At 72.2% G+C, this 10,483-nt stretch carries 15 protein-coding genes; 7 read left to right on the top strand and 8 right to left on the bottom strand.

Going from position 1 to position 10,483, the window contains the following annotated elements; genetic code table 11:
* The first annotated feature begins 231 nt into the window (after positions 1-231).
* Together JAP66_RS19360 and JAP66_RS19355 are read left to right on the top strand one after the other, a co-directional pair.
* Positions 232-1,410: an endonuclease/exonuclease/phosphatase family protein gene (locus JAP66_RS19360; RefSeq protein ID WP_199433208.1), complete on the top strand. Its 1,179-nt coding sequence runs from the start codon at positions 232-234 to the stop codon at positions 1,408-1,410.
* 10 nt (positions 1,411-1,420) lie between these two features.
* Entirely contained in the window at positions 1,421-2,365 is a 945-nt protein-coding gene (locus tag JAP66_RS19355) for a D-2-hydroxyacid dehydrogenase family protein (RefSeq protein ID WP_199433186.1), read from the top strand.
* Between the two features lie 3 nt (positions 2,366-2,368).
* On the opposite strand, the gene JAP66_RS19350 is transcribed toward JAP66_RS19355, so the two are convergent.
* The 7 genes from JAP66_RS19350 to JAP66_RS19320 all read right to left on the bottom strand — a co-directional run bounded on the left by JAP66_RS19350 (position 2,369) and on the right by JAP66_RS19320 (position 7,422).
* Complete coding sequence (locus JAP66_RS19350) at positions 2,369-3,184, bottom strand: serine hydrolase domain-containing protein (RefSeq protein ID WP_199433185.1); 816 nt, start codon at positions 3,182-3,184, stop codon at positions 2,369-2,371.
* Between the two features lie 26 nt (positions 3,185-3,210).
* The gene (locus JAP66_RS19345; protein WP_199433184.1) at positions 3,211-3,858 is read right to left on the bottom strand and encodes a dienelactone hydrolase family protein; all 648 of its coding nucleotides are present in this window, start codon (positions 3,856-3,858) and stop codon (positions 3,211-3,213) included.
* A gap of 3 nt (positions 3,859-3,861) precedes the next feature.
* On the bottom strand, positions 3,862-4,536 hold the full coding sequence (locus JAP66_RS19340) for a phosphoribosyltransferase (protein WP_372448988.1): 675 nt from the start codon (positions 4,534-4,536) through the stop codon (positions 3,862-3,864).
* Positions 4,537-4,560: 24 nt separating this feature from the next.
* Complete coding sequence (locus tag JAP66_RS19335) at positions 4,561-4,848, bottom strand: DUF6343 family protein (protein WP_199433182.1); 288 nt, start codon at positions 4,846-4,848, stop codon at positions 4,561-4,563.
* A gap of 82 nt (positions 4,849-4,930) precedes the next feature.
* Complete coding sequence (locus JAP66_RS19330; RefSeq protein WP_199433181.1) at positions 4,931-5,197, bottom strand: HPr family phosphocarrier protein; 267 nt, start codon at positions 5,195-5,197, stop codon at positions 4,931-4,933.
* A 13-nt stretch (positions 5,198-5,210) separates the two neighbouring features.
* A complete protein-coding gene (locus JAP66_RS19325; protein WP_199433180.1) occupies positions 5,211-6,530 on the bottom strand; it encodes a PTS transporter subunit EIIC in 1,320 nt (439 codons plus the stop codon).
* Positions 6,531-6,630: 100 nt separating this feature from the next.
* Entirely contained in the window at positions 6,631-7,422 is a 792-nt protein-coding gene (locus JAP66_RS19320; RefSeq protein ID WP_307849624.1) for a GntR family transcriptional regulator, read from the bottom strand.
* Positions 7,423-7,571: 149 nt separating this feature from the next.
* Here JAP66_RS19320 and JAP66_RS19315 point away from each other — a divergent pair, with 149 nt between their 5' ends.
* Together JAP66_RS19315 and JAP66_RS19310 are read left to right on the top strand one after the other, a co-directional pair.
* A complete protein-coding gene (locus tag JAP66_RS19315; protein ID WP_199433179.1) occupies positions 7,572-7,808 on the top strand; it encodes a PTS sugar transporter subunit IIB in 237 nt (78 codons plus the stop codon).
* Positions 7,805-8,269, top strand: a complete 465-nt coding sequence (locus JAP66_RS19310; protein WP_199433178.1) for a PTS sugar transporter subunit IIA — start codon at positions 7,805-7,807, stop codon at positions 8,267-8,269. Before JAP66_RS19315 ends, JAP66_RS19310 begins: the two co-directional genes overlap by 4 nt.
* Before the next feature lie 57 nt (positions 8,270-8,326).
* On the opposite strand, the gene JAP66_RS19305 is transcribed toward JAP66_RS19310, so the two are convergent.
* Entirely contained in the window at positions 8,327-8,785 is a 459-nt protein-coding gene (locus tag JAP66_RS19305; protein ID WP_199433177.1) for a Rieske (2Fe-2S) protein, read from the bottom strand.
* A 122-nt stretch (positions 8,786-8,907) separates the two neighbouring features.
* Between JAP66_RS19305 and JAP66_RS19300 the strand changes: the two genes are divergently transcribed.
* Genes JAP66_RS19300 through JAP66_RS19290 form a run of 3 tightly spaced genes read left to right on the top strand, consistent with a single transcriptional unit; the run spans position 8,908 to position 10,435 of the window.
* Positions 8,908-9,276: a hypothetical protein gene (locus tag JAP66_RS19300; RefSeq protein WP_199433176.1), complete on the top strand. Its 369-nt coding sequence runs from the start codon at positions 8,908-8,910 to the stop codon at positions 9,274-9,276.
* Positions 9,273-9,785: a sigma-70 family RNA polymerase sigma factor gene (locus JAP66_RS19295; protein ID WP_199433175.1), complete on the top strand. Its 513-nt coding sequence runs from the start codon at positions 9,273-9,275 to the stop codon at positions 9,783-9,785. The genes JAP66_RS19300 and JAP66_RS19295 overlap by 4 nt, the downstream gene beginning before the upstream one ends.
* A complete protein-coding gene (locus JAP66_RS19290; RefSeq protein WP_199433174.1) occupies positions 9,782-10,435 on the top strand; it encodes an anti-sigma factor family protein in 654 nt (217 codons plus the stop codon). The genes JAP66_RS19295 and JAP66_RS19290 overlap by 4 nt, the downstream gene beginning before the upstream one ends.
* Positions 10,436-10,483: the final 48 nt, after the last annotated feature.

Below are 10,483 nucleotides of genomic sequence, written 5' to 3'. Positions count from 1 at the left end.
ACCGGCAATGTAGCCAGCTACAACACCAACGGAGCAGTCGCGACAACGTCCTGGTCGGTATACGGGAGAGAACGGGTCCGAAGAACCCGCTCGCCCTCCTTCTTGGTCGCCGCGATGATCGGGGTTCCGACATGCGGGCCGACCAGGCTGATGCCCATGGCGACTGTTCACCTCGCGCTCATGTCAGGGGCCGCCCTGGATGCGTAGGGTGGCTGCGTGCCTCGGAGACGTATGTGCCTGCCGATCCTCTTCGCCGCCGTGCTGACGCTGACCGCCGCGCCCGCCGTCGGCGCCAAACCGGCGCCGGACGCGCGATTCGCGACGTTCAACGCGTCGCTGAACCGTGGCACGGAAGGAGAGCTGCTCGCGGACCTGTCCGCGCCGGGCGACGGGCAGGCCGCCGCGATCGCCGAGGTGATCCAGCGCAACCGGCCGGACGTGCTGCTGCTCAACGAGTTCGACTACGTGCCCGGTGGCGCCGCCGCCGACGCGTTCCGCCGCAACTATCTGGCGCGGCCGCAGAACGGCGCGCGGCCCATCGACTACCCGTACGCGTTCACCGCGCCGGTGAACACCGGGGTCCCGACCGGGTTCGACCTCGACCGCAACGGCACGGTCGGCGGCGGCAACGACGCCCACGGTTTCGGCCTGTTCGAGGGCCAGTACGGGATGCTGGTGCTCTCGAAGTACCCGATCGACACCGCGAAGGTCCGCACGTTCCAGCGGTTCCGCTGGCGGGACATGCCGGGCGCGCTGCTGCCGGACGATCCCGCGACGCCGGCACCGCGCGACTGGTACCCGCCGGAAGCGCTCGACGTGCTGCGCCTGTCGTCCAAGTCGCACTGGGACGTGCCGATCCGTATCGGCAGGCGCGACGTCCACCTGCTTGCGGCGCATCCGACGCCACCCACGTTCGACGGCCCCGAGGACCGCAACGGCACCCGCAACCACGACGAGATCCGCTTCTGGGCCGACTACGTCACCCCCGGAAGGGGCGGCTACATCTACGACGACACCGGCCGCCGCGGTGGCCTCGGCGCGGGCGAGCGGTTCGTGATCGCGGGTGACTACAACTCCGACCCGGTCGACGGCGACAGCGTCCCCGGCGCCATCGACCGGCTGCTGCGCGCGCCTCGGGTGCACGACACACGGCCGGCCAGCATGGGCGCGGCCGTCGCCGCACGGCAACAGGGCGGGGCGAACGCGGAGCACCGCGGCGATTCGCGGCTGGACACCGCCGACTTCAACGACGCCGCACCGGGCAACCTGCGGGTCGACTACGTGCTGCCCTCCCGGGGGCTCGTGGTGCGCGGCGACGGCGTCTTCTGGCCGGTCCCCGGTACGCCGATGGTGCGGCTGAACGACGCCTCGGACCACCACCTGGTCCGCGTCGACGTGCTCGTGCCTTAGCGTTGGCGGCATGAAGATCGCCATTCTGGACGACTACCAGGACGTCGCACTCGGCCTCGCCGACTGGGGCAGGCTCGATGCGGAGACCGTGGTGTTCACCGAGCACATCGCCGACCGGGACGAGCTGGTCCGGCGGCTCGCCGGCTTCGAGGTGGTCGTCGCGATGCGGGAACGCACACCGTTCCCCGCGGAACTGCTGGAGCGGCTGCCTGATCTGCGCCTGCTGGTGACCACCGGCCAGCGCAACGCGGCCATCGACGTGGCGGCCGCGGACCGGCTCGGGATCGTCGTCTCCGGCACCGGCTACCTGCCGCACCCGACCGCGGAGCACACCTGGGCGCTGATCCTCGCCGCGATGCGCCATCTGCCGGAGGAGGAGCGCTCCGTCCGCGCCGGCGGCTGGCAGCACACGGTCGGCACCAGCCTGCACGGCGCGACCCTCGGGCTGCTCGGGCTGGGCAGGCTGGGCTCACGCGTCGCGCGGGTCGGCCAGGCGTTCGGCATGCGGACCATCGCCTGGAGCCAGAACCTCACCCGGGAACGGGCGGACGAGCACGACGTCACCGCGGTGTCCAAGGAGGAGCTGCTGCGCGAGTCCGACGTGCTCTCGATCCACCTGGTGCTGAGCGAGCGCACCCGCGGCCTGCTGGGCGCCGACGAGCTGGCCGCCATGAAACCGACCGCGTGGCTGGTGAACACCTCCCGCGGCCCGATCGTGGACGAGGCCGCGCTGCTGGACGCGCTGCGCACGACCCGGATCGGCGGCGCCGCGCTCGACGTGTACGGCACCGAGCCGCTGCCGGCCGAGCACCCGCTGCGGTCGCTGCCGAACACCGTGCTCACACCGCACATCGGCTATGTGACCCGGGACGTGTACGAGATCTTCTACGGCGACGCCGTCGACGACATCGCGGCGTATCAGGCCGGATCGCCGGTCCGCGTCCTGCGGCCGTGATCGCTACCGGCGCAGCTCGGCGAGCACGGCGTCGGTGAAGGCGGGCCATGCCTGCGCGGCCCACGGGCCGAAGTCCCGGTCGGTCAGCGCGATGCACGCGGCACCGGCGTCCGGGTCGACCCACAGGAAGGTGCCGGACTGTCCGAAGTGGCCGAACGTGCGTGGTGAGCTGTTCTCGCCGGTCCAGTGTGGACTCTTGCCGTCCCGGATCTCGAAGCCCAGCCCCCAGTCGTTGGGCTTCTGGTGACCGAAGCCGGGGAGGACGCCCGTGACGCCGGGGAAAGCGACCCGCGTTGCGGTGGCGAGCGTGTCCGGCGAGAGCAGCTTGGGACGCTGCAGCTCGGCGGAGAACAGGACGAGATCGTCCAGTGTGGACACCGCGCCCGCGCCGGGCGAGCCGTCCAGCCGGGTGTTCTCCAGTCGCAGCGGCTGGAACAGGGCCTCGTCCTGGTATGCCTTGAAGCCGATGCCGGAGTGCTCGGCGAGCGCGTCGGCCAGCCACTGGAAGCCGGCGTTGGAGTACATCCGGCGCTGCCCGGGCTCGGCCAGCACCCGGTCCTCGTCGAAGGCCAGCCCGGCCGTGTGCGCGAGCAGGTGGCGGATCGTCGAGCCCTCCGGCCCGGCCGGCGTGTCGAGCTCGACGACGCCCTCCTCGATGGCGATCAGGGCGGTGTAGGCGGTGAACAGCTTCGTGACCGAGGCCAGGCGGAACACCCGCGTGCCGTCACCGTGCCTGCCGAGCACCGTGCCGTCGGCGCTCACCACCGCCGCCGCGGCGTTGTCCACCGGCCACTGTTCGATCAACCGCACACTGTCCATGGCCCCACCCTACGAAGGGGGGCGGCTCAGGTCGCGGTGAGGTGCGTGCCGAACCAGCTCGCGGCGAGCTCGGCCACCTGTTCCAGGGCACCCCGCTCCTCGAACAGGTGCGTCGCGCCGGGTACGACCTCGATCCGCTGTGTCCCCGACAGCTGCGCCGCGGCCTGCTCGTTGAGCCGCAGCACCTGCTCGTCGCGTTCGCCGACGATGAGCAGCACCGGGCTGACGACGCCCCCGAGCGACTCTCCGGCCAGGTCGGGACGGCCGCCGCGGGAGACGACCGCACGCACCTCCCGGGGCCGCCGGGCCGCGGCCGTCAGCGCGGCGGCGGCGCCGGTGCTCGCACCGAAGAGGCCGAGCGGGAGGCCGGCGGTGTCGCGGTGCCGCGCGAGCTCGTCCACCGCGTCGGTCAGCCGCCCGGCGAGCAGCGGCACGTCGAACCGCAGCTCGGCGGTGGCCGCGTCGATCCGCTCCTCCTCGGGGCTCAGCAGGTCGAACAGCAACGTGCCAAGCCGGTAGTCCTGCAGGGTCCTGGCCACGGCGACGTTGCGCGGGCTGTGCCGGGAGCTGCCCGAGCCGTGGGCGAACGCGACCACCCCGGCCGCGTCGGCGGGCAACGTCAGGTCGCCGCGCAGGGACGTGGTCTCCGTGTTGAGGACGAAGGGCGCTGTCATGGGTCACACTCCGGGGCTGCGGTCGCGGGCGTCGGCGAGGAGCCGGACCACCTCCTCGTCGGTGGTCTGCCGGAAGTCGCCGTACCACTGGCCGACGGCGCGGAACTCCTCCGGCTCGCCCGCGCAGACGACCTCGTCCGCCTCCTCGCGCAGCCCGGCGGCCGCCTGAGCCGCGCAGACCGGGGCCGCGAGCACGAGCCGGCGCGGCCCCTCGGCCCGCAGCGCGCGCAACGCCGCGGTGGCGGTGACACCGGTGGCCAGGCCGTCGTCCACGACGATGACGTCGCGTCCCTCGACCCGCACGGGGTCGCGACCCTGCAGGTAGCGGTCCACTCTGCGGCGGGCCTCCGCACGCTCCTGCTCGCAGGCCTTTTCCAGCGCCTCCGGCGTGAGGCCGAGCATGCGGATGCTGCGCTCGTCGTAGATGGCCGGGCCCTCCGCGGTGACCGCGCCGACACCGAACTCGGGGTGGCCGGGTGCGCCGATCTTGCGCGACACGGCAACGTCCAGGGGCGCGTCCAGCTCGGCGGCGATCTCCGCGGCGACCGGGACCCCGCCGCGGGCCAGGCCCAGTACGACGGGCTCCGCCCAGTCCCGCTCGCCCAGCAACTCCGCCAGCCTGCGGCCCGCGGCACGCCGGTCGGCGAAGGTCTCGCTGGCGGTAGCGCTCCACCGCATCATGTGCTGACTCCTCCTCGCGTGTCAGCCGGGTTCGCCCCGGCGCTTGCGATGGATGACCCATCCGAGGTCGATCGCACTCCCGACGGCGAGCACGCAGAGCAGCGCCGTGCCCCACAGGATTCCCGCGACGGCGAACACGACCGCCCCTCCGACGGAGAGTACGACGGCGACCGCGGACAGGATGATGCGCAGCGTCAGCGCGCTGTAGGCCGGTGCGGCGCCGCCGAAGCCGCCGGTCGGGTCGTGGTAGTCGGGCAGGCCCCGCTCGTACTCCTCGCGGGCGCGAGGCCGGTCGTGCCGTCGTTCCATACCGGCCGGATACCCGCCGCTGCCCCGGCCCACACGCCCGCGCCGGTTCCCCGGCGCCGTGCGGCACCGGGGAACCGGTTGGTCACTCGTCGAGGTCGGCCGCGATGAGCTCGGCGACCTCGTCGAGGGCCTGTTGCGCGCCCTCGCCGTCGGCGGAGAGCACCACCTCGTCACCGTGGCCGGCGCCGAGCGTCATCAGGTTGAGGACGCTGCCCGCGGGGACGGGGCTGCCACCGTTCTTGGCGATCGTGATGGTCACCGGCTGTGCTGCGGCGGCCTTGGCGACGAGCGCCGCCGGCCGCGCGTGCAGGCCGACCTTGCTCGCCACGGTGACCGTTCGTTGCGGCATCTCTCGAGCCTTTCTAGGATTTGGCGCCGTCCGGCCCCTGTCGGCCTTCCTCGGTCTTCTCGGCCTTCTCGACCCTCTCGGCCGGCTCGGCCTTCTGCACCGGATCGCGGGGCGTCTCGGCGGCCTCGATCTCCTCGTCCTCCTCCCGGCCAGGCGTGCGGAGGTTCCACTTGATGATCACCCAGCGGAAGAGGAAGTAGTAGATCACCGCGTAGCCGAGGCCGATCGGGATCAGCAGCCAGGCCTTGTTCGCGGCGGCCGCCCCCGAGTTCAGCAGGAAGTCGATCGCTCCCGCGGAGAAGGAGAAGCCGAGGTGGATGTCCAGCGCGTTGACCAGTGCCAGCGAGATCCCGGTGAGCACCGCGTGGATCAGGTACAGCGGCCAGGCGACGAACATGAACGAGAACTCGAGCGGCTCGGTGACGCCGGTGATGAACGACGTCAGCGCGGCCGCCATCATGATGCCGCCGACGATCTTCTTCTGGCTCGGCCGTGCGGTCTGCCAGATCGCCAGTGCCGCGGCGGGCAGTGCGAACATGAAGATCGGGAAGAACCCGGTCATGAAGGCACCGGCCTCCGGGTCACCGGCGAAGAAGTTGGGGATGTCGCCGCCGTCGAAGATCAGCCACACGGGCACGTTGAGCAGGTGGTGCAGCCCGAGCGGGATGAGCAGCCGGTTCAGCATGCCGTAGATCCCGCCGCCGACGACGGCGTCGCTGGTGACCGCCTCGCCGAGGTTCTGCATGCCGGCGTCGATGACCGGGAAGATCAGGCCGAACACGACACCGAGCAGCAGCAGCGCGAACGAGTTGATGATCGGCACGAACCGGCGCCCGCCGAAGAAGGCCAGGTACTGCGGCAGCTTGATGCGGTGGAACCGTTCCCACAGCTTCGCCGTCACGAGGCCGACGACGACACCGGAGAGCACGCTGTAGGGCCATTTGGTCGGCTGTAGGTACCAGGCCGGATCGAAGCCCTCGACCGAGTCGATGGGCGCGAAGACCTGTACGACCTGGTTGAACACGACCCAGCCGACCACCGCGGCGACGCCGGTGGAGCCGTCGCCCTTGCGCGCGAAGCCGACCGCGATGCCGACCGCGAACAGCAGAGGCAGCCAGCTGAACAGGCCGCCGCCCGCCGCGGCGAGGACCTCGGCCACCCGGTTCCAGCCGAGCCCGTCCTCGCCCAGCATGTCGGCGGCACCGAGCCGGGACAGCAGACCGGCGGCGGGCAGGGTGGCGATGGGCAGCATCAGGCTGCGGCCGAAGCGCTGCAGCCCGGCGAAGCCCTTCTTCTTCCTGCCCTTCGACTCCGTTTTGGTGGGTGTGCTCATGACCGTCCTCCCTCTGCTCGTGCCGCGTCGCGCGAGGACTGCCATGAGGCACGCTCGCGCCGCGTTAAACGGAGCGAGCCCGCGCTCCGCTCGTCATTGCTCATCGGGTACCTCCATGTTTCGGAAGGCGGCCGGAGTCCGGGGAGCTCCGGTCCAGTTGCACGGTCACCTGGTAGTGATCTCCCCGGTACCAGGACGTCATGTCCTCAACCGGCTCTCCGCGCACGCTGGAGATCCGGCGGAAGACGAGCAGCGGGCTGCCGGTGCGGATTTCGAGCAGCCGTGCGGTTTCCCGGTCCGCGGACTCCGCCCGGACCGTCTGCCACGCGTTGTCGAAGCGGATCCCGTAGCGCTGCGCGAGCTGGGCGTAGAGCGACTGGCTCAGGTCCAGCTCCAGCAGCCCGGGCACCGCGTGCGGGCGGTACCAGCCGCGCTCGACCGCGAGCGGCACGCCGTCCGCCCTGCGCAGCCGGTGCAGCCGGTATGCAGCCTCGCTCCGGCCGAGCCGCAGCGCCTTCGACGTGGCCGCGGGTGGTTGCTCCGTCGCCGTGGTGAGCACCTCGGTGGCCGGTGCCAGCCCGCGGCGGCGCATGTCCGCGGTGAACGACATCAGGTAGAGCTGGAGCTCCATCCGCCTGCTGGCGGTGAAGGTTCCCTTGCCGCGCACCCGGGACAGCAGGCCCTCGTCGACGAGCCTGCCGATCGCCGAGCGCACGGTGAGCCGGGAGACCGCGTAGCGCTCGGCGAGCTCCCGCTCCGACGGGATGGGGGAGCCGGGCGGGAGCTCCCGCTCCACCATGCGCCGCAGGATCTCCCTGAGCTGGGCGTGTTTCGGGGTCGGCCCGTCCACGACCCGGTCGACGGAGATGCGGGCACCGGCTGCGGTATCCACGGGCACCTCCGTACTCGCGTCCTGGGGCGGGGATTGGTACGTTCCGGTCTAGACCATTTGATGATGGGGCAGAATGCTCCGCTATCCGATCGGGTGTCAACCACCGTTACGGGTTCGTGCTCCGTAACCGAACGATTCAGGAGGCCGCGATGGCGGACGACAGGCCGGAGAAGATCCTGGCGGCGCTCGGCGGCGCCGGGAACATCATCGACATCGAAGGCTGCATCACCCGGCTGCGCTGCGAGCTGGAGGACGGCTCGGTGGTCGACGAGGCGGCGCTGAAGAAGGCAGGCGCGCACGGCGTGGTGCGGGCCGGGGACGTCGTTCAGGTGATCGTGGGACCGGAGGCGGACACGATCGCCTCCGACATCCAGGACCTGATGTGAACCTGCCGGTGGGGAGCCCGGTCGCGGGCACGACGCTGGCGCTGGGCGAGGTACCGGATCCGGTGTTCGCGCAGGCGATGGTGGGGCCCGGGATCGCGGTGCGGCCGGAAGGCGGGCGCGGCGGCATCGTGGCAGCCGTGGCGCCCATCGACGGCACGATCGCGACGCTGCACCCGCACGCGTTCGTCGTGGCGGGCGAGGACGGCCGCGCGGTGCTCGTGCACCTGGGCATCGACACGGTGAAGCAGAAGGGCGAGGGCTTCACGCTGCACGTGGTGCAGGGGGAGTCGGTGCGCGCAGGGCAGCCGATCGTCGGCTGGGATCCGGACGCCGTGAGCGCCGCGGGCTACTCGCCGATCGTGCCGGTCGTCGCGCTCGACGCCGCGGAGGACGCGCTGTCCGGGCTGCGGCCCGGCACGGGCGTCGGGGCCGGCGACGAGGTCTTCACCTGGTCGGGCTGACGGGGGTGCTCCATCCCCGGGAGCACCCCCGTCGGCCCGCGCTCACGGCGACGGCCGTCAGGCGGTGACGATCTGCTCGTTCTCGATCTTGACGTTGACCGCGGGCAGCGGCTCGCTGGCCGGGCCGTTCTTCACCTCGCCGGTGAAGGCGTCGAACACCGAGCCGTGGCAAGGGCACTTCAGCTCGGCGCCCTCGGGGGTGACCTTGCAGCCCTGGTGTGTGCAGACCGCGCTGAAGCCGGCCACGGTCGTCTCGTCGGGCCTGGAGACGATCGCGTCCTGGCCGTCCGGCGTCGTGACGGCCTTCCCCTGGCCGACGGGGACGTCGCTGAGCGCGGCGAGGGGCTGGTCGGCGGCCGGTGCGGGGCTGTCGCCCCCGCCGGAGTCGCCGTAGCCGGACGAGGACGTGTCGCCGCCGTTTCCACAGGCGGCCAGTGCGGCGCCGCCCGCGGCCACGCCGGCGACGGCGGCTCCGGTGGTGAGGACGGTGCGGCGGGTGTGGGATCGGTCAGTCATGTGTGTGGACACGAGGCGGCCGCCCATCCGGTTCAATCGCACTTGCGGATTGAACCCGGCCGTGGTCTACATCGTGTTCAGGGGTGCGGTGATCCGGGTTTCTCGAACGGCGGGAGCGAATGATGGTCGGCTGGGTGTTGCGGCTGCTGGTGGTCCTCGGACTGCTCGGCTCGGCGTGGGTGCATCTGGTCGTCTGGCTCGACTGGGCGCGCGACACGGCGGTCGTCGGGCCGTTGTTCCTGGTCAACGTGGTTGCCGGGGTGGTGATCGCGATCGGCGTGCTCGCGTGGCGGCACTGGCTGCCCGCGCTCGCGGCCGTCGGGTTCGGCGCGGCCACGCTGCTCGCCTACGTGCTGTCGCTCACGGTCGGGTTCTTCGGTGTGCAGGAGCAGTTCCGGACCCAGGCCGAGCTCTGGGGCGTGATCACCGAGGCCGCCTGCATCGTCTTCGGCATCGCCCTGCTCTTCGTGCGGGAGGGCAGGCGGACGTGAGCGAGGCGGCCGAGTCGCGGTTGATGCGTGAGCTGCACGACGAGCACTCGGCCGCTCTCTGGTCCTACGCGCTGCACCTCACCTCGGGGGACCGCGCGCGGGCCGAGGACGTCGTGCAGGAGACGCTGTTGCGGGCGTGGCGCCATCCGAGGGTGCTGGACCAGTCACAGGGCTCGGCGCGCGCGTGGCTGTTCACCGTCGCCCGCCGCATCGCCATCGACGGCTGGCGCTCGGCGGCCGCCCGCTCCGAGGTGACCACCGACGCGCCGCCCGAGCTGTCGGTGCCGGACGGCACCGAACGGGCCGTGCAGGGCTGGCTCGTCGCCGACGCGCTCGGCGAGCTCTCCCTGCGGCACCGGGAGGTCCTGTCGCTGTGCTACTTCCAGGGCCTCTCGGTCGCGGACGCGGCGGTCCGTCTCGGCGTGGCGGAGGGGACGGTCAAGTCCCGGACGCACTACGCGCTGCGTGCGCTGCGGCTGGTGCTCGAGGAGAGGGGCGTGACCAGATGAACGAACAGTCCGGGTCGCGGACCGACCCGTTCGCCACGTTCGACGCCGCCTACGTGCTCGGTGCGCTGTCCCCGGAGGACCGCGCGGCCTTCGAGGAGCACCTGCGCGGATGCGACGCGTGCGCGCGCTCGGTGCGGGAGCTGGCCGGGCTGCCAGGGCTGCTGGCCGGGGCGGACCGGCCGGATTTCCCGCCACCGCGACCCGACGTGCTTCCCGCGCTGCTGGCGAGGGTGGACCGGGAACGGCGCCGAAGGCGGGTCGTGAGCCTCTCCGCCGCGGTGGCCGCGGTGGCGGCCTGCCTGGCGCTGGTCTTCGCGCTGGTCATCCCGCGCGGGGCCGAGGGACCGGCCGGTACCGAGATGACCTCGCTGGGCGGCTACCCGGTGCGGGCCAGCGCGAGCGTGACGGAAGCCCCTGCGGGCACGCGGGTGTCGATGTCGTGCAGCTACGGCGGCCGCGAGGGCGGCGAGTACGTGCTGGTGGCCGTCCGCCGCTCCGGGGGCACGGCCGAGCTCGCGACCTGGTACGCGCTGCCGGAGGACACCGCGGAACTGTCCGTGGGCACTCCACTGCGCCGGGCCGAGATCCGTTCGCTGGAGATACGGGTGCCCGGGGGCCCCACGGTGCTCCGGTTGCCGGTCTCCCGGTGACGGCGCGGCCGATCGGGTGATCTCCGCGGGCCGATCGGAGCGAGCGGA

It is taken from the genome of Qaidamihabitans albus (assembly GCF_016464705.1).
GTDB classification, from domain to species: domain Bacteria; phylum Actinomycetota; class Actinomycetes; order Mycobacteriales; family Pseudonocardiaceae; genus Qaidamihabitans; species Qaidamihabitans albus.
This window is presented reverse-complemented; position numbering and strand designations above follow the sequence as displayed.

Excerpts from the sequence above, each read along its gene's own strand:
- JAP66_RS19360 (WP_199433208.1), top strand. The coding sequence starts at position 232 with ATGTGCCTGCCGATCCTCTTCGCCGCCGTGCTGACGCTGACCGCCGCG.
- JAP66_RS19355 (WP_199433186.1), top strand. The coding sequence starts at position 1,421 with ATGAAGATCGCCATTCTGGACGACTACCAGGACGTCGCACTCGGCCTC.
- JAP66_RS19350 (WP_199433185.1), bottom strand. The coding sequence starts at position 3,184 with ATGGACAGTGTGCGGTTGATCGAACAGTGGCCGGTGGACAACGCCGCG.
- JAP66_RS19345 (WP_199433184.1), bottom strand. The coding sequence starts at position 3,858 with ATGACAGCGCCCTTCGTCCTCAACACGGAGACCACGTCCCTGCGCGGC.
- JAP66_RS19340 (WP_372448988.1), bottom strand. The coding sequence starts at position 4,536 with ATGCGGTGGAGCGCTACCGCCAGCGAGACCTTCGCCGACCGGCGTGCC.
- JAP66_RS19335 (WP_199433182.1), bottom strand. The coding sequence starts at position 4,848 with ATGGAACGACGGCACGACCGGCCTCGCGCCCGCGAGGAGTACGAGCGG.
- JAP66_RS19330 (WP_199433181.1), bottom strand. The coding sequence starts at position 5,197 with ATGCCGCAACGAACGGTCACCGTGGCGAGCAAGGTCGGCCTGCACGCG.
- JAP66_RS19325 (WP_199433180.1), bottom strand. The coding sequence starts at position 6,530 with ATGAGCACACCCACCAAAACGGAGTCGAAGGGCAGGAAGAAGAAGGGC.
- JAP66_RS19315 (WP_199433179.1), top strand. The coding sequence starts at position 7,572 with ATGGCGGACGACAGGCCGGAGAAGATCCTGGCGGCGCTCGGCGGCGCC.
- JAP66_RS19305 (WP_199433177.1), bottom strand. The coding sequence starts at position 8,785 with ATGACTGACCGATCCCACACCCGCCGCACCGTCCTCACCACCGGAGCC.
- JAP66_RS19300 (WP_199433176.1), top strand. The coding sequence starts at position 8,908 with ATGGTCGGCTGGGTGTTGCGGCTGCTGGTGGTCCTCGGACTGCTCGGC.
- JAP66_RS19290 (WP_199433174.1), top strand. The coding sequence starts at position 9,782 with ATGAACGAACAGTCCGGGTCGCGGACCGACCCGTTCGCCACGTTCGAC.